Source organism: Ureibacillus sp. FSL W8-0352 (genome assembly GCF_038004345.1).
GTDB lineage: Bacteria > Bacillota > Bacilli > Bacillales_A > Planococcaceae > Ureibacillus > Ureibacillus thermosphaericus.
The window spans coordinates 827,575-850,551 of the sequence record NZ_JBBOQT010000001.1; the positions used below are offsets into that span (position 1 = coordinate 827,575).

Below are 22,977 nucleotides of genomic sequence, written 5' to 3' on the forward strand. Positions count from 1 at the left end.
AATGGAAGTGAAGGTACGGAAAAAGTACCTCAAGAAGGAGAGAGTTATTGATGAGTGAAATTATTCATCGTTCGAAAACACGTCCAGTACGTGTCGGCAATTTAACAATCGGCGGTAGTAACGAACTAATCATCCAAAGTATGTGTACAACGAAAACTCACGATGTGGAAGCTACTGTTGCTGAAATTTTACGATTAGAAGAAGCAGGGTGTCAGCTAGTACGTGTTGCTGTTCCAGACGAACGAGCTGCAGCGGCGATTCCTGAAATAAAGAAACGCATCCATATCCCTTTAGTAGCGGATATTCATTTTAACTATAAACTTGCCTTGATGGCTATAGAAAACGGTATCGATAAAGTACGCATTAATCCCGGAAATATTGGTCGTCGCGAGAAGGTTGAAGCCGTAGTGAATGCGGCAAAAGAAAGAGGTGTTCCAATTCGAATTGGTGTTAATGCAGGTTCCTTAGAACGCCATATATTAGAAAAATATGGCTATCCTACTGCAGATGGAATGGTTGAATCTGCTTTACATCATATTAAAATACTGGAAGATTTAGATTTCCATGATATTATCGTGTCGATGAAAGCTTCTGATGTAAATCTTGCTATCGAAGCTTACGAAAAAGCTGCACGTGCATTTGATTATCCATTGCACTTAGGTATTACAGAATCTGGAACGCTCTTTTCCGGTACAATTAAATCCGCTGCTGGTTTAGGTGCTCTTTTATCCAAAGGAATCGGCAATACATTACGTATTTCTCTATCTGCTGATCCAGTAGAAGAAGTAAAAGTAGCTCGAGAATTATTGAAAGCATTTGGTCTTGCATCAAACATGGCTACTTTAGTTTCATGTCCAACATGTGGTCGAATCGAAATCGATTTAATTTCCATTGCTAACGAAATAGAAGAGTATATTTCAAAACTGAATGTGCCATTGAAAGTAGCGGTATTAGGCTGTGCGGTAAACGGGCCGGGAGAAGCGAGAGAAGCAGACATCGGAATCGCAGGTGCTCGAGGAGAAGGATTACTCTTTATGAAGGGTAAAACCGTACGAAAAGTACCAGAAGAAACAATGGTAGAAGAATTGAAAAAAGAAATCGATAAATTAGCTGCAGAAATGTTAGCAGAACGAGAACAAAAAACAAATTGAATCTTAGGGGGTCCATATGAAGCAAAATAAGCCTCGTTTCGGTATTGATATTGATGGAACAGTAACGACTCCTGATACGCTGATTCCACATATAAATAAACAATACAATACAAACATCGTACTTGATGATGTCATCGAATATGATTTTTTAAGCGCATTCCCCCATCCGGTTGATCGAAACGAGTTTGCTCGTTGGTTTAAAGAAAATGAACCTTATTTATATTCAGTAAGCAAAATTGCAAACGATGCTCAACAAATCTTAAACAATTGGCATAAACAATATGAATTGTATTATATTTCCGCTCGAGACTTGCATTTATATGATGTGACGAAAAAATGGTTTGAACAGCATCAAGTACCTTATGATCATATTGAATTAATAGGTAGTCATGATAAATTGGAAGCTGCAAAAAAGTATCGCGTAGATGTTTTTTTTGAAGATAAACATGATAATGCGGTGATACTTGCAGAAGAACTCCAAATTCCCGTACTGTTATTTGACACGCCATACAATCGTAAAGTTATACCTTCCAACGTGATTCGAGTCCATAATTGGAAAGAAGCAAACGAATGGATTGAGCGTCATTTTTAGCCACATTTCAATCGCTAGACTTGTCCAACCTAATTGTGACATCGTCTAGCGATTTTTTGTGAACGCTATTCGTTTTAAATCTCTAATGTTCCCCTCACCCAACGTTCAACAAATGTTTCAAAAGTAATTCCATATCGATTATAAATATCATGATATACAAAATACACTCCTAATTTTTCCAGCAGTTCATCATTGATTTTCATGAAAACTTCCCTTCTATTAAAGTTGAAAAACAAGAAATGTAAAGGAATTTTCTAAAATCTCCTAATACAACGATGAATTTTTTCGCTATGATGAAAATAGCCAATAGTTTGAACACTAGGAGGTTTTATAATGAGAAACATACATATTTATGTTGTATTACTACTTGCTATGTTTCTATTAATAGGTTGCAAAAGTTCCGTCAGCGACTTAAAGGAGGCAGTTTCTGGTATCCATACACAAGCAGAAAAAGCAAAAAGCGGTCTAACGATCGATGCATATACTTTGCGTGAGTATGAGATTGAATATAAAGACGAATTATTTACAGTTGACGAATTATTTAAAACTATTCTACGTGATGTCCAATGGGAATATGAAAAAAATCATAATAAGCATATTTTGCTAGTAAAAGGTACTTGGAAGGAACCATTATTTGAACAATTACAGCTTACGGATGATGTAAAAGAAAAACTCTCAAAGAGCGGTAAAATTTTTATTGAATTAGTATTTATAGATGAACTGCTAAATTCAAATGAAACAACGGTCAGCATGAAATTAAATGAAGAATTGTTAGTGGATGAAAAAGGAGCAGAAATACTTTATTACTTATACGATATTTATTTACAACAGAAAATGTAATGAAAATTTACTCTAGTAGTACTAACCATCGCAAGGTTTGTACTACATTTTTTTAATGACTTATTCAAAATAAAATGCATAAACCCACAATTTTATTAAAAAATTACAATTTATAGAAAAACCATTTAAACTTTTCAAAAACCATCCTCTTCTGCCAAAAATACGACAAATTAAACATAAAACACTATCATTATTTCAAAAAATTATTAATGCATGTCAATAAATACTTTTGTTATAATTACTTTACAGTATTATCAAAATTTGGTGGGAAGTATATGTTTAAACAAGAACAAATCGACCTAACAAATGATGATTTATATTCATATTTATACACGATAGGTGAACAACTTCAGCAACCAATTGTAATCATTGATTTAAAACGGCAACCACTTTCCATTAAGTATTACAATCAATCATTTGCCCAATTAACTGGTTATGATATGGCTGAATTATTAAACAAGCATATTTCATGTTTATGCGGTCCAAATACCCTTCCCGAAACTGAACAAGATCTGGAGTTTCATATATTAAATAAGCTCACCTATGAAACAACAATGATTCATTACAAAAAAGATGGTACCGCTTTTTGGAACCAGCTTAGTATTCAACCAATTCAAAACTCCAAGAAAGAAGCAACCTTTGTGCTTATTCAATGCAAAGATATTACATCCGAAATGTTGGAAAAAATGCTTCACAAAATTGAGCATGAAGTATATGTCGAATTAGGAAAGGATAGTAAACTAGAAGATATTCTTCAACGAATAACCGCACAGGTAGAAAAAAATTATATTAGACAAGTTTATTGTGCTATTCATGTTCTTCAAAAAGATGGTACATTAAAGGCTATTGCCAGTCCCACGATACCCTTCAGTTGGATAGAAAACCTCGTCGGAATGGAAGTTAGTCCAACAACTGGTAATAGTGAAAATGCAATTTATATGAAAGATTTATCTTATATACAATCCATTAGCTTACAAGAGGATTATGAAAAATTACGGAAAATTATTTCAACCTATAACATTCAGTATTGCTGGTCAAAGCCAATTGTCGACAACGAAAAAAAGATGATTGGCACATTTACGATCTATATTCAAAAAAATTTATATTTGAAACAATCGGATATTGATTTTTTAAATAAACTGTCCCCTATTATCGCCTTGACAGTCAAACATTTTAAACAAAAAAACCTATTAAAACAATTAGCTTATTATGATATAAATATAGGAATTCCAAATTACCATTATTTTTATAAAAAATTAAACGAGTGGATTCAAAACGGTGTTGAAGGAGTCATTTTATTAATACAGCCAGGAGAATATACTTCCATAGTCGATATGTATGGGCGCAAAGTTGGCGACCGTTTAATTAAACAAATCGTTCATCGCATTGAAATGATTACTCAAAAAAACCGAACGATTTTTAGTCGTTTTTCAAATTCTACATTTATTTTAGGGAGTGTAATTCCTGTAAATAAAGTGGATGATTTCATTCATAAGATTATTGAATGCACTTCCCAACCTTTTGATGTAAATGGAAGGGAAATGTTTATATCATTAAAAATTGGCGTTAGTTATTTTCATCAACAACTGTCGATTGATGAAAGTATACGGCAAGCAGATATCGCCATTACAAAATCAAGAAAAAAAATAGGAACTGTCATTTCCTATTTTGAAAAAGAAACCGATCAACAAATACAAAGAGAACTGAACGTATTAAACGAATTAACAACTGGATTAAAAAATGATGAACTTTCCGTTTATTTGCAACCAAAAGTCCATTTGTTAACAAAGGAAATTATTGGATTCGAGGCTCTTGCGAGATGGTATTCTCCTGTACTTGGAAACGTTTCGCCGGCAGAATTCATCTCGATAGCCGAACATAGCGGAAAAATTAGGGATATCGATCATGCTATTTTTGAAAAAGTATTACGATGGCAATGGGAAAGAAAGAAGCAAGGCCATCAATTGTATCCTGTATCCATCAATGTATCACCTGTACACTTTTATCATGATTCTTTTGCAGATGATTTATTAACCCTTGTCCGCCAATATCAAATTGACCCAAAATTTATTAAAATCGAGGTTACTGAGAACTTTGAATTATTTGATTTTGAAAAAGCAAAGAACATCTTATTAAAATTAAAGGAACATGGCTATGAGAGTTCGATTGATGATTTTGGAGTCGGATTCTCGTCATTAAGTTATCTACAACGGCTGCCTTTTTCAGAAATTAAAATTGATAAATCGTTTATTAACGAAATCCATGATTCAGGTATGTATGCAATCGTAAAATCAATTGTTCAACTTGCAAAAAGTTTAAACATGCATGCGGTAGCGGAAGGGATCGAAACGTTGGAACAATATAAAACCCTTGTACAAATTGGTTGCCATACAGGTCAAGGTTATTATTTCCATAAACCAATGCCGATTGTAGAAGCTGAAAAATTAATCAATTCAAAATAAAAAAGCTGACTAGCGTCAGCTTTTTTATTTAATTTCTTCCATTATAAAATGAACAAAATCTCTCATATTTTCTGGCGAAACGCCGTGTCCTACAGGATAGGTTTTATAAACAACTTTCGCTCCATGTTGCTCAAAAAATTCTTTACTTTTTTCACTCCACATAATTGGAAAATCGTAATCATACTCCCCGTGAGAAATGAATACTTTCGTTTCATCCATTTTATTTTTGTGATATTGTTCTTTCACAAAATCTGGTAAAAACCCTGACATTGATGCACATGCTTTAATTTGATTTCCCATCACGATGCATAATGTTTGTGCGATGACTGCTCCTTGATTAAATCCTGCAATACATATCTTCGTCGGATCTAATTGATATTCTTTAATTGCTTGTAAAATAAAATCTCTTGTAACAGCAATCACTTTATCAAAAACAGGTTGAACAGGCTTTCCTTCCTCTACAAAAGTATAGAAGGCATAACCTGGATCATGACTGATTGGTCCCCTTAAACTAAAGACATGGCAAACTTCTTTTATTTCACCTATAATTTGTAATAAATCTTCTTCATCGCTTCCTAATCCATGAAATAAAAAAATAGCTGGACTTTGTTCAATATTATTCTTCGGTTCAATATGTTTGAATGTATATAATGATTGCATTCTATTTCCTCCTCAAGTTTCCCTTACCTACAACGATTCATTCCCAAATCTTTTTTTCCAAAATATTATTTTATTCTTAATTTCTATTTAAAAATAGTATGTTTCATTTACTAAAAATAACTGAAATTAATCAAAAATTTTGTCGATAACATAAATCTTTCTTATTATTTTTAAAAAATTTGTCTGATTTTTGAAATATGATTTGGAAAAATAGTTTTTAAACGATAAACTATTAGTAGAGTTGGTTAAAAATGTCTGTTTTGACTGGGTGAAAACAAAACAACATTCTTAGCAAAGGGGTGTTTGGAATGTATAGGGAAATTACAGTAGAACGAAGCATACTATATATTGAGCAATATCATGTAGACAAATTTATTGATTTAGCGAAACAAAATAGCCAATTCAATTATCTAGTTAAAGAAGGCGCATTAAATATCATCGATGCTTGGATTATCGCCTTCAATATTTGGCTTTTATTGCTGCCCAATAAATACAATATCATTCACTCAGCTGAGAAAACCTTATACTACTCCTCGAATTTCGTTATACTAAATGCTCTTCAAGACAATGTACATTTTAACCAATTAAAGTTCCGTGAAAATCATCCAGAACTATTATATTATATCATGTCACTCCAACTAGCTACAGGATTAAACGAATGGATTTTACGCGTGATGATTAAACATGATTTAAAATATATGATTGAAAGAAATAAAAAACGTATCTATTTTGATGCTCATTTAGGATCAGAAGATGAAATTCAATCCTTTTTAGAAGATCAATCGAAGTTTGTAAAGGCAGCTGTGAAACAACTGCATTCTACTAATTCATTTGATCGAATGATAAGAAATGCAATTGATGAAGCATACAAAGTATATAATAAACATCGTGAACGGTTAGCAAAAGAAAAATTGAAACGAGGATAGTACAATCTTGTTTCGATTTACTTCAGGAGCAAAGGTCTATAAATTAGAAGCGAGGGTGTCCAGAAAGTTTTCGGCTTTCTAGACACCCTCTTTCCTATTTAATCATTAATTGTTTTCTAATGTTGAGACAACTTCAGAAATTACGATTACATTTTCGATTGTAGGGGCTTCTTCGCTATTACCGCTTGGACGTTTATGAGCTTCTTTAAATGCATCACTAGCTCTCCACGCCTCAAATTCTTCCAGTGAATCCCAATACATAACGACGTTCATTTCATCGTAGTCTTCAAATTGTGTACTTACGAGTACTTCTACTTTACGAAATCCTTTAAACGTTAATAATGGACCAGGTTGCGTGAAGAGTGGTGCCATCTTTTTTGCCAAGCCTTTTTTCACTTTTATTCGATTAGTAACTGTATACATATATACAAAACTCCTTTTATATTTTTGAAATCATTGTAATTATTAGAACATGATTTTATTCGAACTGCAATTTATAGCCCTCAATCATCTAGTAAAATATCAAAATGGAACGTTTCATCCGTGATAGGCTCTACTTTTGCTAAGGCATATGTGGAACCCTTTTGAGAAAAGAAATCATATGTGGAACCTTCATTTCGTATTCCATTCATCACAATTGGATGAATTTCTTCTTCTGGAAACATTGTATCGAACCCTAAATTCATTAATGCTTTATTCCCATTATAGCGGATATATGCCTTCACCTCATCTTCCAAACCTGTTCCTCGATAAATTTCATCTGTATAACGCAATTCATTATCATATAAATCTAGCAATAATTCATAGCCCCAATTTTTTAATTCATCTTGTTGTTCTTTAGAAAATTGATTAAAAATGTTTTGTGCGAATATTCCAACAGCCACCCCATGAATGGATTCGTCCCTCAATATTAGCGAAATCACCTCCGCGCTGTTCCTTAAAATGCCTTGTCCCCCTAAATAAAGCGGATAGAAAAAACCAGAATAAAATAAAAAGGATTCGAGCATGACGGAAGCAAACATTGCTTTCCATAGGCTAACTAAATCATTATCCTTAATAGACATATATATATTTGCAATTTTTGAAGCCTTATATTGTAATTGTTGATTCTTTTTTACCCATTGAAAAATTTCTTCGATTTCGTCGTTATGACAAAGGGTTGTAAAAATATACGAATAGGATTTCGCATGAATGGCTTCAAAGGCACCAAATACCGTTAATACAGCTTTTTCTTGTAAATTGGGATTGTATTTTGCTATTTCATTCATCCCGATATTTGTTTGAATTGTATCGAGCAGCGTCAGTCCACCAAACACTTTTTTGTATGTTTCTTGATGCTCAAAATTTCTCCATTGTTGAATATCCTTTGAAACTGCAATTTCTTCTGGAAACCACATTTGTTTCCATTGTTGATCCCAAAAAATTTTAGCAAGACTGCTTGCTGACTGATTCCAATTGACTGCTTCGTATGTTAAATTGTACATGCTACACATTCCTCCAGTGATTGTAATCGTTGGCGTACATAATAGACCGTTTTGATTCCTCGCATCCAAGCATAAATATAGGCTTTCGCTAATTGTTCCGTCGTCCACTTGTCTGTTACATATAAAGTCATTGAGATACCTTGATCAACATGCTTTTGTGCAGCGACATATAAATCAATGATTTTATAGACATTCATGTCATATGCTTCTACGTATAAATGTTGATTGTCATTATTTAAAAATGGCATTGGATAAATCGTGCGGCTATCTGCATAATCTCGTATCTCTACTCGCTCAGTAATGGGTGCAATGGATGCCGTGCAAGAACGAACGTAAGAAATCGAGCCGGTTGGTGCGATTGCTAACCGATAAGCATTAAATAATCCGTATTTCATTATATCTTCTTTCAATTTTCTCCACATTTCTTTTGTAATGATTGGAACATTACCTAAAGCTTTTTTCACCAATTCACTAGGTTCCTTTTCCAATTTATTCACGTACTTTTCAAAATAATGACCATTTGCATATTCGCTTATTTCAAATCCGTAAAAAGTTTCACCTTTTTCTTTCGCAAGTAGCATCGATGCTTTTAATGAAAAGAAGTTCAATGCTTCCATAAAGTAATCGATAAATTCAATTGATTCTTTTGAACCATATAATATATTTTGAGTTACAAGATGTCCGTGCAAATTCATAACACCTAATCCGACAGAATGCATCATCTGGTTTGCTTTTTTTACAGATGGAACGTTTTTTATATTGGTCATTAAAGACACTTGTGTTAACAAACGCATGGCTGTATCTACTAACTCTTCAAAATCATGAAACTTTGTCGCATGGTGAATATCTAATGATCCAAGATTGCAAGATACGTCTAATCCATATTCATTTGGTGTATCTTGATCATTAATGATGCTCGTTTGTTGAACTTGTAAAATTTCAGTACAGAGGTTGGACATTTTGACTCTTCCAAGTTTTTTTAGTGGATGTTGTTTATTTACATTATCATCAAATATTTCAAAAGGATATCCGGATTCGAATTGGCTCTTTTTGATTTCCGTATATAGTTTTCTAGCATTGATTTGCTTTAACTTTCGTATATTTGGGTTGTTCAACAACTCCCCGTACATTTCCGTTATGCTTATTTCAGACATTCTTTTTCCGTATTCTCGATAAATATCATAAGGACTAAAAAGAACGATATCTTCATCTTTTTTCATCAGTTCAAAAAATATATCTGGAATAATGACACCAGTCGATAAAGTTTGTAACCGAATTTTTTCGTCGGCATTCGGCTTCTTAGAAGAAATAAATTCTTCAATATCCGCGTGGAAAATATTTAAATAAGCAACACCTGAACCATTCCGTTGTCCTAATTGATTGGAATAAGAAAAGGCATTTTCTAATAATTTTGCAACGGGCATAACACCGCTTGCCCGATTGGCGATACCTTTTATCGGATCACCCAAAGGTCTTAAATCCGTTAAATTTACCCCTACCCCTCCGCCAAGCCTTGAGAGTTCTAAACAATAACCGAGGTTTTCTGCAATGCTATTCATCGAATCATCCATGGATAATTTAAAACAACTTACCAATTCCCCACGCGCTTTTTTACCGCTATTCAGTGTGGTTGGTGTTGCTGGTTGAAAAGCCTCCATCATCGCACGAATTGCTTTTTCTGCCAACAATTCATCACCATTCGCTAAATATAAGGCGATAATGCTCATCCGATCCTCATAAGTTTCTAAAATTTCTTTTCCATCTCGACTTTTCATTGCGTAACTTTCAAAAAATTTGCTCGCGCTCATAAATGTTTGAAATCGAAAACGATAAGAATACGCAATGTCAAAAATTTTATTTATAAATTCGAAAGAATATTTTTGTAAAAATTCTTTCTCATAATATCCTTCTTCAATGAAAAAGCGAATCTTTTCTTCCAAACTAGAAAACTTCCGCATTTTCTGATTAACATGTTCGATAAAATATTGACGAGTAGCCTCTCGATCTTTCTCTAAATCAATTTTTCCTGTTTGGTGGTAGTGATTCAAAATTTCATTATTCAAAGTTAAATAGCTTTTCATCACTAAATCTCCTTTTGAATTACTCTGTTATAATAATCAATTATGGCATCATAATTTTTCTGAAATCCGCGTAATTCTATCTTTTGAACAATGGGAATTCCGTACCTTTCGTTAATCAAATGAGCAGAACGGCAAAAATAAGCATGGCCGAAATTCGAGTTCCCACTTGCAATAACACCCTTACAGAAACGAACATTATGTTGTAAAAACGTTTCCACGTTTCGTGGTACTTCGCCTAATCCATCGGTATAGGTGAACAATAAGAAGGGTTCATTCAAAATAAGATCATCGCGAATTTCAATGTGGGGTAATTCTAATTGATGAACGATAAAACGCACGTTGCCCGTTCGAGAAGCATAAGCAATCATACTGTGATCCTGCTAATGAATTTTTTTATATTTTCTATGTTATCCATTAGCTCTCCATCGATTTCGATTACAGGGACAGAAAGGAATCCAGCATTCAATAATTTTTCTTTCGCTTCTTCATTGTGATCAATCAAAATTTCTTCATATTTCCCTTCATAACCAAGTTGATTTAATTCGTATTTCATCAACAAACATTTTGGGCAAACTTTTTTTGAATATAATTTCATTTCCTTCTCCCTTTCTACCATTCTTTTATGAAAATAAAAAAGCCATACCTTTTTCGGTATGGCTTTGAAATGGAAACAGTCAGGTACTAGGAAATGGACCGTCTTGCTTCCATTTCCTAGCCCCCGAAGAAATGAGCAATTCACGTTTATTAGGCAGGTCTCCTGGCTTATGCTTCATCCTCCAAGTTCCCTTCCCATACAAATTTGTACAGTGGATTTGAACTTTTCGTCAGCAATTACAGTTGCGGGGACAGCGTCAGATTTTCACTGACTTCCCTTTTAATCTACTATATATAGTAGAACCTAATAAACGAAATGCTATATATTGTGTTTTCGTGTTTCATTGTAACATGTAGTATTGTTAATTACAAGCTTATTTGGTAAATGATACAGTATCTACTAAAATCATTCACTCGATACGTAGAACTTAAGAACGGTTGGTTAATTTTCCTCTTTTAATATCTCAGGAATACCATACCAAACGCGAATGACTTTCTCACTTTTCTCAAAAAGTTGTTGATACAATCTACCACAAGTATCTCTCAAATGACGATCCTCTTTTGAAAGCGGCACTATTCCACGTCCGATATCCGTACAAATACAAATTAGGTTTGTCTTATAATCTAAATTCATTAATTTCCCCATTATTTGTGATACGATTTCATCTTCCGATAAATCCGGGACGAGCAAAATCATTTTTTCAAAACTACCTATAATAACGTATTCATCTTTTGTAAAAGGGCCTTCCGGTATTTCGCCTTCATAAAAATAACAGCGATTCGCACCTATTTCTTTTAACATGTTACTTACAAATTTTCGTTTACCATTATAGGCGCCTCCAATAACTGATTGCATTCTCTTCCCCCTTTCAAAGATTCAATATCGTCCCAACATAGGGTATAAATCATCCGATGCTGTGCATTAACATCTTGAAAACTTTTCTCTTTTTGAAATTTCGATAGGATAACACGAATGACACCACCGTGGACGACAAACACATATTCTCCACCACAGCTCACGATTTGATGAAAACAATTTAAAATCCGTTCTTTAAACGAAACAAAAGATTCACCATTTGGTGGCGCAGCTTTCTCTGGTGAATCAATCCACTGCCGATACGCTGGATTATCTTTTAATTCATCATAAGTTTTCATTTCAAAATCTCCAAAATGTAATTCCCTTAATTGAAAAAAAGGATGGTATTTTGCCTCGGGGAAATAAAGTTGCGCTGTTTCTATGCAGCGCTTTAAGTCACTGCCAAATACATCCTTAGTATGAATCGGTACTTGACAATTTGCTGTTTGTATGTATATCGATTCATTCGTCCATCCAATATATTTTCGCTCTAAATTCGCTTTCGTTTTTTCATGCCGAATTAAATGAACAGTAACAGCATTCCCCATAATGCCAATTCCATCCCTTCATATAAAGCACCTAGCAAGTCTCCCGTCATTCCGCCAAAATGGCGATATGTCCAATGCCGATAAATCCAAGTCATCACAAACATGCTAAATGTTAAAACAAATAGTTTATATTCATTTAACACAAAACCTGTTATGAGGATAATGAATATATAACACGCAATATAAATCCATAACGATTTTGCCTTCACATGTTTTTTAAAGTAGGCTGCCAATCCAGATTCCTTCACATTTACTGACAGATTGAAATAAATCAATATTGCTAATCGACATAAGACAGGTATGATGATAAAAAATAAATAAAAGTTTGTTGGGCGCTGATGTAAATACTCATAAAATATGCCGATTTTTAGTAGAACAATGAGCACTAGATTAATAGCACCAAAAGCTCCAATACGGGAATCGCTTAATATTTCTAGTCGTTTTTCTTTATCTCTATAAGAAAAATAAGCATCGCTTAAATCGATCCAACCATCGAGATGCAACCCACCCGTCATCATAATATTGATAATGACAATGATAATTGCTAAGAAAAGTGGAGTAAAATTGAAATAAACATCATTCAGTAGAATGACAAGTACAACGATTACCCCCATAAAGAAGCTAATGAAAGGCATTGTGCCAAACATCGCTGTAACAGTTTTATTATTCATTGGAAGTGTCTTCCGAATGGGGAAAGAAGTAAAAAATTGAAGAGATAATAATAACCCTACAATAATATTTTTCACAAAAACACCGCCTATTTTCTGCGTACGCGAATACCATAATCCAACTCATATGCTTCATCACAAATTGAGACAATCCATTGATGAAGAGTTCCGAGGAGTTTTCGATATAGTTGGACTTCTTGGAATGAAGATGGTACTTCATCAAGCACTTCATTTGAAACAATTAAGATGATAACACCATTTTCTTTCCATTGCGTTATTGCCTGTTGAAACTGATGCATCCAATGATAGATTGTATGTAATCGGTCTTCTTTTAAATGTTCGGTCTTGTATAAAATATTGTTCAGCCAAGTTGTTATACAATCCCATAATACAATGTCATTCTCTTGAAACCTTTGTACAGGCAAGTCATCAATTACGTCTATTGTATACCATGGCTTTTTCGAGCGTTCTCGATCCTTTTGATGGCGAACAATTCTTCTTTTCATTTCTTCATCGAAGGGGACACCGGAAGCTAAATAATAAAGGCCTTTTTGGTTTTGGTCGAAAAACTTGACAGCCACACTTTCTGCAAAGGAACTTTTACCACTTCGAACCCCGCCTGTAATAAAAATGATTTTTCCCATTCTCTTCCCTCCTCTAATCTATTTTCCCCCAAAAATTAGAGCTGTCCAAAATGAGTATATCATTTTATGGACAGCCTGCGAAAAATATATTTTATTTATCATTTCCATTCCATTCCGACACGCAAAATCTTATAATCCATTTTGACTTGAATATCCATCTCTTTATAAATTTCACGCCAAGCATCTTCTGTTTTTACATTTTCTTCCCAATATTTCGGATGATATGCACGCACCCTTGCACCAATTGCAAGTATATCCGATTCATCTTGCTGCAATTTTTTCACTAGACTATTTAAGGCTTTTCCTCCCAACTCAGATGCTGATTTTTCAAGTTCTTGCAATTTTTCTTTACTTAAATCATTCGTATAAAGTTGTTCTTCAACAAAACCTTCTACTTTGACATCGATCAATACTTTCGGTTTTCCGTCTTGAATTTCTACTGAGATTTTTGAAATTCTTTTGAATGGCTTTACAAGATAAACCCCTTTTTTATCACCAGGTACAATTACATTAGAATAACCAGCAGGATTTATTCCCTGCATCGCTAAAATAGCTCCTGTTTCCGTTGGCGTTAACGTACCAACCATTTGATAATCTTTAAAATAAACGAGTCCGTCAACCAAAATATGATCTCCCATCGGCTTTACAAGAGGAATGATTGCATCCACACCTTCATCAGAAAAATCAATCCACACTTTCCCTAAATACTCTTTCGGTAACTTTCCGAACTTTACAGCATCTCTTAACGTATTAGCTAAATATAAAGAAGGGACTGTTTGAATGGGTGGTGTAGCATTTAATATTTCTAGTGCTTCCCCTTCCGTAACCATAATCCACGCAGTTCTTCTTACTTCAAAATCTCTTTTTAAAAAATCCATAATATCTTCAAGACCTTTTTTTGCAATTTTGTCACTGACAACAATCAATTGAATATGTCCTAAATATATTTTTTCTGCAAGTTCTTGTTGTAAATTGGATAATACATCCTTCATTGAATATCCATATGTTACTAACAGCCAATCAGTCTCTGCGGAATTTGTATTTCCTCCTTCGGGTCCAAGCATAATTTTTCCTGGTACTGCTAATTGGGCTGCCACTTTATAAATGATTTTTTCCTCTGCTGGAAACTCTCCTTTCGAATGGGTGACTTCAGGCATTTCAATATCTTCACCTTCTTCAGCAATATCAATCGATAAAGCTAAAATATTTGCCCTTTCTTCAAGTTCATAACGATCCCAACAACCACTTAACAAAAAGACAGCAATCAGAACAAAAGCGAATTTTAATTGAAACCTTTTCATTGCACTCCCGTCCTTTTTCGAAAATGGCCAATGATTAATAAACAAACTGGGAGTATAATAAATAGAAATAGACCAACATAAGTAATTTTTGAAGCATATTCATATATTTCATAAACATTATTTGGAATTAACGCAAAAACAAAAATTACCGGAATCATGAGCACTGTAATGAAACTATATTTATCTGTACGAAATAACTCTGCAGTGCCACGTACAATCACGAAGTAATATGAAAGCAATGTCGTAAATACAGCAAAAATCCAAGTAATTAAAATAATGGCGTCGATTCGTGATAAAACTTCTCCGGGTATTTGGATAATTCGACTAAGGGATAAAATAGGCCAATACATTTCTTGTAATTCCTTAGCACCAAATACCCCTAGAGAAACCACAATGCAATAAAGAATGGCTAATGCTCCTAAAAAGAATCCCCAAATTCCATTTTTAACACAATTTTCGTAATCCTTTATATACGGTATTAACATGGCAATAACAAAATAATTCGTTATGACCTGCGTCATGATGATGGCCCCAGACAAAAACTGTTTCACCGATAAATTATGGCCTAAAATCGGCAGTAAATGATATGTTTCAATATCTTCTAGGGCAAACAAAAAGAAAAACATTGGAATTATTAAAAATGGTAAATAAAAAAAGTGAATATAGGTGAAGGTAGAAACATTGCTATAACCGACTAAAGCACAAATTATAATCATGATAAGAATGGAAATTTCAATGGGTGTATTGGGCAAAAGCCCAGTTGCTAATACTTCCGCAAACTGTCTTACTTCAAGACCCATAATGACAATAAACACAATGACAATCATGTAATTAAATAAATTTCCAAAATATTTTCCTAACAATAGTCGATTACATCCAATGATTGTATGTTCTCGAAACTTCCTTGCTAATAGGGTAATAGCAATCACACTAATTAACGAGATGAGTATTCCAACGATACTTGCAAGAATGGCTGCTTCTCCTACTTCAGCAGCAATGAATCGAGGTAATACCAATAAAGATACACCGATGATTGTACTTGCAATTATGACAGCTAGTTGAATCGAACTGATGGAATCTGTATGTTTCATATTTTTTCCCTTTCTTCTTCATCAAGGAAATTGTAATTCGTATAATCCTTCACTGTTTCTCCCACACGAACTGTATTCTTCGGATGAATGTTGGATGGACGTCTTTTTAATTTATTGAATGGAGCTCGAATAATGCTATCTTTTAAAGCTTTTATATTTAATGGTGCATATGGATCCATATATGGAACACCAAAGGAGCGCAAAGAAAGCATATGATTGACAACGATCATGAGTCCTACGGCAAGTCCCAATAAACCAAGTGAACCGGCTAAAATGATCAGCAAAAAACGCAACATGCGGAAAGTATTGGCTGCATTATAAAATGGAACAGCAAAGGAGCCAATTGTGGACATTCCAATAATTACAACGGAGATTGGGCTGACAAATCCCGCTTGAACAGCAGCCTGACCAACCACAAGTACACCTACAATCGATAAGGCACCACCAACTTGCTGCGGCATTCGAACACTGGCTTCCCTCAACACTTCCATCGCCAATTCCAACAACAATACTTCAACCACGACCGGTAATGGAATGCTTTGCCTTCCACTGGAAGCTGCAACAACATATTTTGCCGGTATCAATTCCGGATGAAAAGAAATGACGGTTACGTATAAAGAAGAAAAGGTCAATGAAAAAACAAGTGCTAGGATTCGGAAAAATCGTACAAATGAAGAGATAATCCAATGCTCATTATAATCATCCATTGTGTGATAAAACTGATTAAAAGTAGCAGGCGCAATTAATGCAGATGGACTGCCATCCATTAATATAGCAATGCGACCTTCCAGAAGATTTCCAACTACTTTATTCGGTCTTTCAGTATTGATGAGCTGAGGGAAAGGAGATACCGGATTATCCTCTATAAACTGTTCAACATAACCTGAATCTAAAACCCCATCAATTTTAATTGCATCAATTCTTTTCTTAACTTCTGTCACTAATGTGGGATTTACAACATCCTCAATATAACAGACAGCGAGTTTTGTTTTTGTACGAGTACCAACTTCCGTTTCTTCTACGCGGAATTCTGGAATGGGAAGGCGATATCGAAGCAATGCAACATTGATAGGCAATTGTTCAATAAACCCATCTCTCGGTCCTCGTACAACCCGCTCCGTATCCGGCTCCTCTATACTTCTTTTTTCTTTTTCAATTGCATCGATTTCCAGTGCTTCTTGAATACCATCAAAAAAGACAATCGCTTTTCCTTGAACAATGGCGCTGATAATTTTCGGTATGTCTTTAATCGCTTTCACATCATTAAAAAAGAGTATATTCTCAATAATATATTGGGGTAAAATTATATTTTTTTCTTCATCCATCTCATGATCTTGAAGGGGTTTAATAACATCGTTATTAATGATGTCTTTATTGGCTAATGAATTAAGATAAATAATTGTAGATTGGGTTTCGTGAAATAATTTAAATGTCCGAACAGAGAAATCCATATCTTTTTGAAATATTTCTTTAAAAATTTGTACATTTTCTTCAAGACGATTTGTGATTTGTTTGTCTTTGTATTTATTCTCAATATGACTTTCTGGAAATATTGGGGTTCTGTCTACATAATGATTGCTTTTCTTAAAGTACGGTGACAATCTGAATCACCTTCCTATTCTTACATCATTTGCTGTTATTATGGCTCAAAATAGAAATAACATACATCTTCTTCATCCACTTAGTTATTGTTCAATTCTTTCTTTGCTTGATTTCTTTACCAACATATTTTAAGCTTTTCTTATTACAAAATCCCTTTCATTAAAAGGAGTATTACCGCTTTGGATACTATGAATCATGTTTCATATAATCGTAGTTTAATTGTCAGCATTTTACTTGCAGCATCCTTTGTTTCTTTACTTAATCAAACATTGTTAATTGTTGCTTTACCGTCTATTATGAATGAATTCTCAATCAGCCCAACCGAAGCTCAATGGGTGACAACGGGATTTATGTTAGCAAACGGAATTATGATTCCTATTACTGCATTCTTAATCGAAAAATTTAGTAGTAAATCTTTACTTATTACTGCTATTAGTATTTTTGGAGTAGGTACACTTCTCGGTGCTATTACTCCACACTTTTGGCTATTGATTGTTGCTCGCATCGTACAAGCGATTGGTGCGGGGATGTTAATGCCATTAATGCAAACAGTCATTTTTTCAATTTTCCCAGTGGAAAGACGAGGTACTGCAATGGGGATGAGCGGTTTAGTGATTGGTTTTGCTCCAGCCATTGGACCAACTCTTGCAGGGTGGATCATTGATCACTTTTCATGGAGATCATTATTTTATACAGTCTTGCCATTTACACTAGTGGTCCTGGTATTAGCAATCTTTTTAATGAAAAATGTGACGGAACAAAAGGAAAGAAAGCTCGACATATTGTCCGTCATATTATCTTCCATTGGATGGGGAGGTATACTTTACGCATCGAGTTTAGTAGGTACGTATGGATGGGGTAGTTTAAATGTCATCTCATCTCTTATAATTGGAGCATTTGCTTTAGTATTCTTCATTCGAAGACAGTATAAGTTAAAGCAACCTATGTTGAATTTTAGCGTGTTTCAGTCAAAAGAATTTACACTCACAACAATCCTATCAATTGTTGTATTTGGGTTGTTAATCGGCATTGAAACAATCTTGCCGATTTATGTGCAAAATGTTCAACAAGGTTCTGCACTTACTTCGGGGGCAATGCTTCTTCCGGGGGCGATCATCACTGGAGCAATGTCGCCAATTTCAGGGAAATTATTTGACAGATTCGGGGCAAAAGGATTATCCATCGTCGGTTTTGGATTTACGGTTCTTTCGGCCATTTTATATACCTTCATCAACCAAGATACATCCGTTATCGTCATTACTGTCATATTTTCCATTCAAATGCTTGGCATGTCATTACTAATGATGCCATTAATGACTGCTGGAATTAATGCATTGCCACAATCATTAATTGCCCATGGAACAGCCATGCATAATACCATTCGAACAGTTGGTGCTTCAATTTTCACTGCACTCTTGGTTTCGGTGATGAGTTTGGGTAAATCGCAACAGATAGCAAATAGCGATGAAATCTTTCAAGGAATTAAACTCGCATTTCTAGTGGCACTCATTTTTGCTTTTGTCGGACTTCTTCTATCTTTCTTCTTATCAAAAAAGAAAAAAACTCCGATGGAAAGTGTGAATTAAATTATAAAGGCTATGCCCTAAAAAAATCGAGTAGGAGGGAGTGATTAGCTCCCGTCCTCTCACACCACCGTACGTACGGTTCCGTATACGGCGGTTCAATTAAGATAATTGACGCAAGTTTTCATAACTTCCGTGAATAGCTTGTCTTCTTATGCCAGTGGTCACTCCACCCTCCAAGAGGTCTCCCACGGGATTCACCGCTTCCTTCCTCAAGTGAGGTACTACGTTTTCTGTGTTCATCATGACTCACTGAATGCCAAGGGCTATTCTCTCTTAATTGTTCGGTCCTTCTTAGTAGTTCTAAACCAACTAATACTATGACCTCTGCTGACTTCTGACGGTTCAGCTACTTATCACTAAGTAGGTTATGAAGCGAACTTCACCTATCCGCCAGACCTCCCCGGGTAAGTACATGCACTTTCACACCATCTATCCGCCTCATTTACTCGATATGACCTTCGACAGAAAGAGCTTTGTTTTGTTACGCAAACTCACTCAATCATACCTAGCCTTATATGAGGTTCGTGTTCCTCGGACCGGTGTTTTGCCTCCAGCTTCCTTCAGATTCCGCGTCACCACGGACACCCTTGCTCTTGGCTAACCTCTACTTCTGTCTTCGGGGTTCGGGACTTACACCCTATAGTTCATGTACATGCCGGGCGCACGTAAACGAGCGAATTGGAAACAATTTCTCCATTCGCTCGTTTTTGCACAAATTGGGATAAAGCCCTGCCTTTTAATCTTCAAATAATTCTGGGTAAATAGCCCGAGCAATTATTTCTGTTGCTTCTGCAATTCGTGGACCTGGTCTATCCAAAATATCTGGGTTTAATACATATACTTCATTATTTAAAACAGCAAGTACAGATTCCCAGCCTTTTCGAGATTTAATTTCTCCTGATGGATCATCAGAAAAATTGACCGTTGTAATAATAGCTTCTGGATTTCGATTAATAATATCTTCCTCAGAAACTGAAAACCATCCTTGTTGATCCGCATATATATTTTCAATACCAGCTGCTTCTATTAACTCCTGTTGAAACGTACCTGATCCGATAGACCAAATATCAGGAGCTGGTGCAATTTCAAAATATACTTTCTTTTTCTGTTCAATTGAATCTGTTTTTTCTTTAATACCTGCAAATTGTGCCTTTATTTTTTCTACTAATTCATTTCCTTTTTCTTCAACACCCATGACTTGAGCAATTTGCTGAATGTCTCCATATACATCTCAATGGAGTTTGCTGGCTTGATTACAAATACTTTCAAGCCTGTGCTTTCTAATTGTTCCAATTGTTCCTCTCCACCAGTGATATAAGCAAATCCGGATTTAACTCAATCACTCTCTCTACATTGACAGTCGTAATATCGGAAACTTTTTCAACATGTTGTACTTCTTCTGGCCACTTATCATACTCTGTAACACCGATAACTTTATTACCAATACCTAATTCATATAAAATTTCCGTATTGCTCGGCTGTAATGACACAACCCTTTCAGGTACTTGTTCGAAAGTAATTTCTACTCCCCCACCATCAACAACTGTACATAAATAATCGGATTTATGTAGATCTGTTTCCTGTGAAGTTCCATTTTCTTTATTGTTCACAGCCTGCTAGTATCACGATTAATAATACAGTTAAGAACTAAATACGCTTCAATTCTTTTCCCTCGTTTCCATTTGCTTTTCTCTTTATACTTTTTCAACTAAAACTTCCTTCTCAAATCATTTCGTTGAAAAATATTTTTTTCTGGAGTGACAGTATTGCCTTTCAAGTATGAACCTTATCCGTTACATTGTGGACATTTCCCATAGATTTCAAATTTATGGGATTCGATTGTATATCCGGGAAGTATTGCTTCCAACTTTTCAATTGGACATAACGAAACTTCCTTCACATTTCCGCATTCCATGCATATAAAATGATGGTGATGATGATCGATTTCGCAATGCATTCGGAAATTTCTCTCTCCATTGAATTCCGTTTCTTCTAATATACCTAATTCAACAAATGTTGCTAGATTACGATAAATGGTATCATAACTCATTCCAGGATAGTCTTTTTTTAATACTTCCAATAAATCGCGAGCTGTTAAATACTTATCTGTTTCCTCAAACATTGATAATATTAGCTCACGTTTATCTGTTTTTTTATATCCATGGGCTTTTAATATTTCCCACGCTCGTGTCCGATTCACAGCTGTGACTCCCTTCTAATCAAATTTAAACCATTTCTTGAATAAGATTACTACCACTAAAATGATGATCGATGTTATGACAATTGTTCCACCTGGTGCAAGATTTAAGTAAAACGCCAATATTAAACCAATAATAACCGCTAATTCGCCAAATAAAACAGAATATATTATCGTCGCCTTAAAGCCTTTCGACAATCGCATGGCGCTGGCAACTGGCAACGTAATTAATGATGAAACGAGCAATATTCCTACAATCCTCATACTAGCAGCAATCGTCAATGCAACAACGAGCATAAATAATAGGTGAATCATTTTTGATGGAAGCCCTGATGCATTCGCATATTCTTCATCAAAGGATAAGACAAATAACTCTTTAAAAAATAAAGCTAAAAATAGGATTACAATAATCGCAATCGTAATCACAACAAATAAATCTTGCCTTGAAACAGCAGAAACAGTACCAAAAAGATACCCCATCACATCGGTACTAAAACCTTTTGCTAAAGAAATAAATATAGCACTTAATCCAATTCCACAAGACATAATGATTGGAATGGCTAATTCCTCATAATGTTTATATATAGCCCTTAACCGTTCAATCAAAATGGAACCAAGTACACTAGCCGCAATTCCAAAATAAATAGGATGAATAAAAAAGAAAGCAGCGATATTTTGACTTAAAAATAACCCTCCTGTGATTCCGGCTAATGTTACGTGGGACAGTGCGTCGGCAATTAAAGACATTCTACGAACAACTATAAATACTCCAAGTAATGGAGCTATGAAACCAATTATAATTCCAGAGATGAAGGCATTTTGTAAAAATTCATAGTTGAGTAATGCTTCGATCATAGCCCTCTCTCCTTACATCGCCCGTACGGAATGACCGTACCACTTATAAATTTGTTCTTTTGAAATTTGATTGTATTGTTCGATGTCTCCGTAAAATAGAATTCTCCCATTTAAAAAAGCAACATGGCTGATTTGATTGGATGGTGTTTCAATGTCGTGCGTCACTAAAATAATGGTTAAATTATGTTTCTTATTTAATTCACCTAACATATCATAAAATGATTGTACGTTTTTCATATCAATTCCAACAGTTGGTTCATCTAATACGAGTAATTTTGGTTCAGAAATTAATGCTCTAGCAATGAATACTCTTTGTTGTTGGCCACCGGATAATTCTCCGATATTACGATTGATAAATTTATCCATTCCTACAGCGCTTAACGCATCATTTACTCTTTTAATCGTATCTTTTGGGAGTTTTTTAAATAAACCAACTTTTTTCGTTAATCCGCTTTGCACAACTTCTTTCACCGTTGCAGGAAAGGCAGAATTGAAGGCATTTGATTTTTGCGAAACATATCCAATCCATTCACGGTGTTGGAATGAAGTGAATGGTTCACCAAAAAGTTTTATTTCACCTTTAGGTTTCAATAATCCTAAAATGATTTTCAGTAAAGTAGATTTACCAGAACCATTCGGTCCGACAATCGCTAAAAAATCCCCTTCATTCACATTAAAAGAAATATCATCTAATACAAGTCTCGAATTATATTTAAATGAAACATTCTGTAATTCCACAAAAGTTTTTTTCATCATTTCTCTTCTTTCTAATTCATAATCATTACGATTTACATTTTGTTAGTATAAGGGATTTAATTTTCTTTGTAAAGGTTTCTTGC

26 protein-coding genes and 1 riboswitch are annotated in these 22,977 nt (G+C 34.6%); of the genes, 6 read left to right on the forward strand and 20 right to left on the reverse strand.

What is annotated here, in order from left to right; translation table 11 throughout:
- Window positions 1-50: 50 nt before the first annotated feature.
- Together ispG and NST98_RS04180 are read left to right on the forward strand one after the other, a co-directional pair.
- Window positions 51-1,151, forward strand: coding sequence for a flavodoxin-dependent (E)-4-hydroxy-3-methylbut-2-enyl-diphosphate synthase (ispG, locus tag NST98_RS04175; RefSeq protein WP_096551157.1), 1,101 nt, complete (start codon window positions 51-53; stop codon window positions 1,149-1,151).
- A gap of 16 nt (window positions 1,152-1,167) precedes the next feature.
- On the forward strand, window positions 1,168-1,743 hold the full coding sequence (locus tag NST98_RS04180; protein WP_016838976.1) for a 5' nucleotidase, NT5C type: 576 nt from the start codon (window positions 1,168-1,170) through the stop codon (window positions 1,741-1,743).
- A 74-nt stretch (window positions 1,744-1,817) separates the two neighbouring features.
- Here NST98_RS04180 and NST98_RS04185 read toward each other — a convergent pair whose 3' ends face one another.
- Window positions 1,818-1,946 carry a hypothetical protein gene (locus tag NST98_RS04185; protein ID WP_016838977.1) on the reverse strand — a complete coding sequence of 43 codons (129 nt, stop codon included), beginning with the start codon at window positions 1,944-1,946 and terminating at the stop codon, window positions 1,818-1,820.
- Between the two features lie 130 nt (window positions 1,947-2,076).
- Between NST98_RS04185 and NST98_RS04190 the strand changes: the two genes are divergently transcribed.
- On the forward strand, window positions 2,077-2,583 hold the full coding sequence (locus NST98_RS04190) for a hypothetical protein (RefSeq protein ID WP_340714513.1): 507 nt from the start codon (window positions 2,077-2,079) through the stop codon (window positions 2,581-2,583).
- Window positions 2,584-2,858: 275 nt separating this feature from the next.
- Complete coding sequence (locus NST98_RS04195) at window positions 2,859-5,045, forward strand: EAL domain-containing protein (protein ID WP_340714514.1); 2,187 nt, start codon at window positions 2,859-2,861, stop codon at window positions 5,043-5,045.
- 24 nt (window positions 5,046-5,069) lie between these two features.
- On the opposite strand, the gene NST98_RS04200 is transcribed toward NST98_RS04195, so the two are convergent.
- The gene (locus NST98_RS04200) at window positions 5,070-5,705 is read right to left on the reverse strand and encodes an alpha/beta hydrolase (RefSeq protein WP_340714515.1); all 636 of its coding nucleotides are present in this window, start codon (window positions 5,703-5,705) and stop codon (window positions 5,070-5,072) included.
- Window positions 5,706-6,013: 308 nt separating this feature from the next.
- Between NST98_RS04200 and NST98_RS04205 the strand changes: the two genes are divergently transcribed.
- Entirely contained in the window at window positions 6,014-6,631 is a 618-nt protein-coding gene (locus NST98_RS04205) for a hypothetical protein (protein WP_340714516.1), read from the forward strand.
- 105 nt (window positions 6,632-6,736) lie between these two features.
- Here the strand turns inward: NST98_RS04205 and NST98_RS04210 are convergent, their stop codons facing one another.
- From NST98_RS04210 to NST98_RS04265, 12 genes are all read right to left on the reverse strand, one after another.
- Entirely contained in the window at window positions 6,737-7,054 is a 318-nt protein-coding gene (locus tag NST98_RS04210) for a heme oxygenase (protein ID WP_339288422.1), read from the reverse strand.
- Between the two features lie 80 nt (window positions 7,055-7,134).
- Window positions 7,135-8,115, reverse strand: coding sequence for a class 1b ribonucleoside-diphosphate reductase subunit beta (nrdF, locus tag NST98_RS04215; protein ID WP_340714517.1), 981 nt, complete (start codon window positions 8,113-8,115; stop codon window positions 7,135-7,137).
- Window positions 8,103-10,196, reverse strand: a complete 2,094-nt coding sequence (nrdE, locus tag NST98_RS04220) for a class 1b ribonucleoside-diphosphate reductase subunit alpha (protein WP_340714518.1) — start codon at window positions 10,194-10,196, stop codon at window positions 8,103-8,105. The genes nrdF and nrdE overlap by 13 nt, the downstream gene beginning before the upstream one ends.
- Window positions 10,197-10,198: 2 nt before the next feature.
- Entirely contained in the window at window positions 10,199-10,564 is a 366-nt protein-coding gene (nrdI, locus tag NST98_RS04225; protein ID WP_340436011.1) for a class Ib ribonucleoside-diphosphate reductase assembly flavoprotein NrdI, read from the reverse strand.
- Window positions 10,561-10,791, reverse strand: coding sequence for a glutaredoxin family protein (locus NST98_RS04230; protein WP_016838986.1), 231 nt, complete (start codon window positions 10,789-10,791; stop codon window positions 10,561-10,563). The genes nrdI and NST98_RS04230 overlap by 4 nt, the downstream gene beginning before the upstream one ends.
- 135 nt (window positions 10,792-10,926) lie before the next feature.
- Window positions 10,927-11,113: riboswitch (cobalamin riboswitch) on the reverse strand.
- 119 nt (window positions 11,114-11,232) lie between these two features.
- Entirely contained in the window at window positions 11,233-11,646 is a 414-nt protein-coding gene (locus NST98_RS04235; protein ID WP_016838987.1) for a bifunctional adenosylcobinamide kinase/adenosylcobinamide-phosphate guanylyltransferase, read from the reverse strand.
- A complete protein-coding gene (locus tag NST98_RS04240; protein ID WP_340714519.1) occupies window positions 11,598-12,194 on the reverse strand; it encodes a histidine phosphatase family protein in 597 nt (198 codons plus the stop codon). The genes NST98_RS04235 and NST98_RS04240 overlap by 49 nt, the downstream gene beginning before the upstream one ends.
- Complete coding sequence (gene cobS, locus NST98_RS04245; protein ID WP_340705421.1) at window positions 12,167-12,940, reverse strand: adenosylcobinamide-GDP ribazoletransferase; 774 nt, start codon at window positions 12,938-12,940, stop codon at window positions 12,167-12,169. The genes NST98_RS04240 and cobS overlap by 28 nt, the downstream gene beginning before the upstream one ends.
- 11 nt (window positions 12,941-12,951) lie before the next feature.
- Window positions 12,952-13,506, reverse strand: a complete 555-nt coding sequence (locus NST98_RS04250; RefSeq protein ID WP_340714520.1) for a bifunctional adenosylcobinamide kinase/adenosylcobinamide-phosphate guanylyltransferase — start codon at window positions 13,504-13,506, stop codon at window positions 12,952-12,954.
- Between the two features lie 98 nt (window positions 13,507-13,604).
- Window positions 13,605-14,807, reverse strand: a complete 1,203-nt coding sequence (locus NST98_RS04255) for a Ger(x)C family spore germination protein (RefSeq protein WP_340714521.1) — start codon at window positions 14,805-14,807, stop codon at window positions 13,605-13,607.
- The gene (locus NST98_RS04260; RefSeq protein WP_340714522.1) at window positions 14,804-15,898 is read right to left on the reverse strand and encodes a GerAB/ArcD/ProY family transporter; all 1,095 of its coding nucleotides are present in this window, start codon (window positions 15,896-15,898) and stop codon (window positions 14,804-14,806) included. The genes NST98_RS04255 and NST98_RS04260 overlap by 4 nt, the downstream gene beginning before the upstream one ends.
- Window positions 15,895-17,499, reverse strand: a complete 1,605-nt coding sequence (locus tag NST98_RS04265; protein WP_340714523.1) for a spore germination protein — start codon at window positions 17,497-17,499, stop codon at window positions 15,895-15,897. Before NST98_RS04265 ends, NST98_RS04260 begins: the two co-directional genes overlap by 4 nt.
- Before the next feature lie 189 nt (window positions 17,500-17,688).
- Between NST98_RS04265 and NST98_RS04270 the strand changes: the two genes are divergently transcribed.
- Window positions 17,689-19,086 (forward strand): MDR family MFS transporter, encoded by a 1,398-nt coding sequence (locus NST98_RS04270; protein WP_340715667.1) that lies wholly within the window; start codon window positions 17,689-17,691, stop codon window positions 19,084-19,086.
- A 99-nt stretch (window positions 19,087-19,185) separates the two neighbouring features.
- Here the strand turns inward: NST98_RS04270 and NST98_RS04275 are convergent, their stop codons facing one another.
- The 6 genes from NST98_RS04275 to NST98_RS04300 form a co-directional block, all read right to left on the reverse strand.
- The gene (locus NST98_RS04275) at window positions 19,186-19,329 is read right to left on the reverse strand and encodes a hypothetical protein (RefSeq protein ID WP_172597780.1); all 144 of its coding nucleotides are present in this window, start codon (window positions 19,327-19,329) and stop codon (window positions 19,186-19,188) included.
- Between the two features lie 493 nt (window positions 19,330-19,822).
- On the reverse strand, window positions 19,823-20,281 hold the full coding sequence (locus tag NST98_RS04280) for an ABC transporter substrate-binding protein (protein ID WP_340714524.1): 459 nt from the start codon (window positions 20,279-20,281) through the stop codon (window positions 19,823-19,825).
- Between the two features lie 85 nt (window positions 20,282-20,366).
- Window positions 20,367-20,696, reverse strand: a complete 330-nt coding sequence (locus NST98_RS04285; RefSeq protein ID WP_340714525.1) for an ABC transporter substrate-binding protein — start codon at window positions 20,694-20,696, stop codon at window positions 20,367-20,369.
- A gap of 176 nt (window positions 20,697-20,872) precedes the next feature.
- Complete coding sequence (locus tag NST98_RS04290; protein ID WP_096551184.1) at window positions 20,873-21,286, reverse strand: Fur family transcriptional regulator; 414 nt, start codon at window positions 21,284-21,286, stop codon at window positions 20,873-20,875.
- A 15-nt stretch (window positions 21,287-21,301) separates the two neighbouring features.
- Window positions 21,302-22,138, reverse strand: coding sequence for a metal ABC transporter permease (locus NST98_RS04295; RefSeq protein WP_096551186.1), 837 nt, complete (start codon window positions 22,136-22,138; stop codon window positions 21,302-21,304).
- A gap of 12 nt (window positions 22,139-22,150) precedes the next feature.
- A complete protein-coding gene (locus tag NST98_RS04300; protein ID WP_016838998.1) occupies window positions 22,151-22,891 on the reverse strand; it encodes a metal ABC transporter ATP-binding protein in 741 nt (246 codons plus the stop codon).
- Window positions 22,892-22,977: the final 86 nt, after the last annotated feature.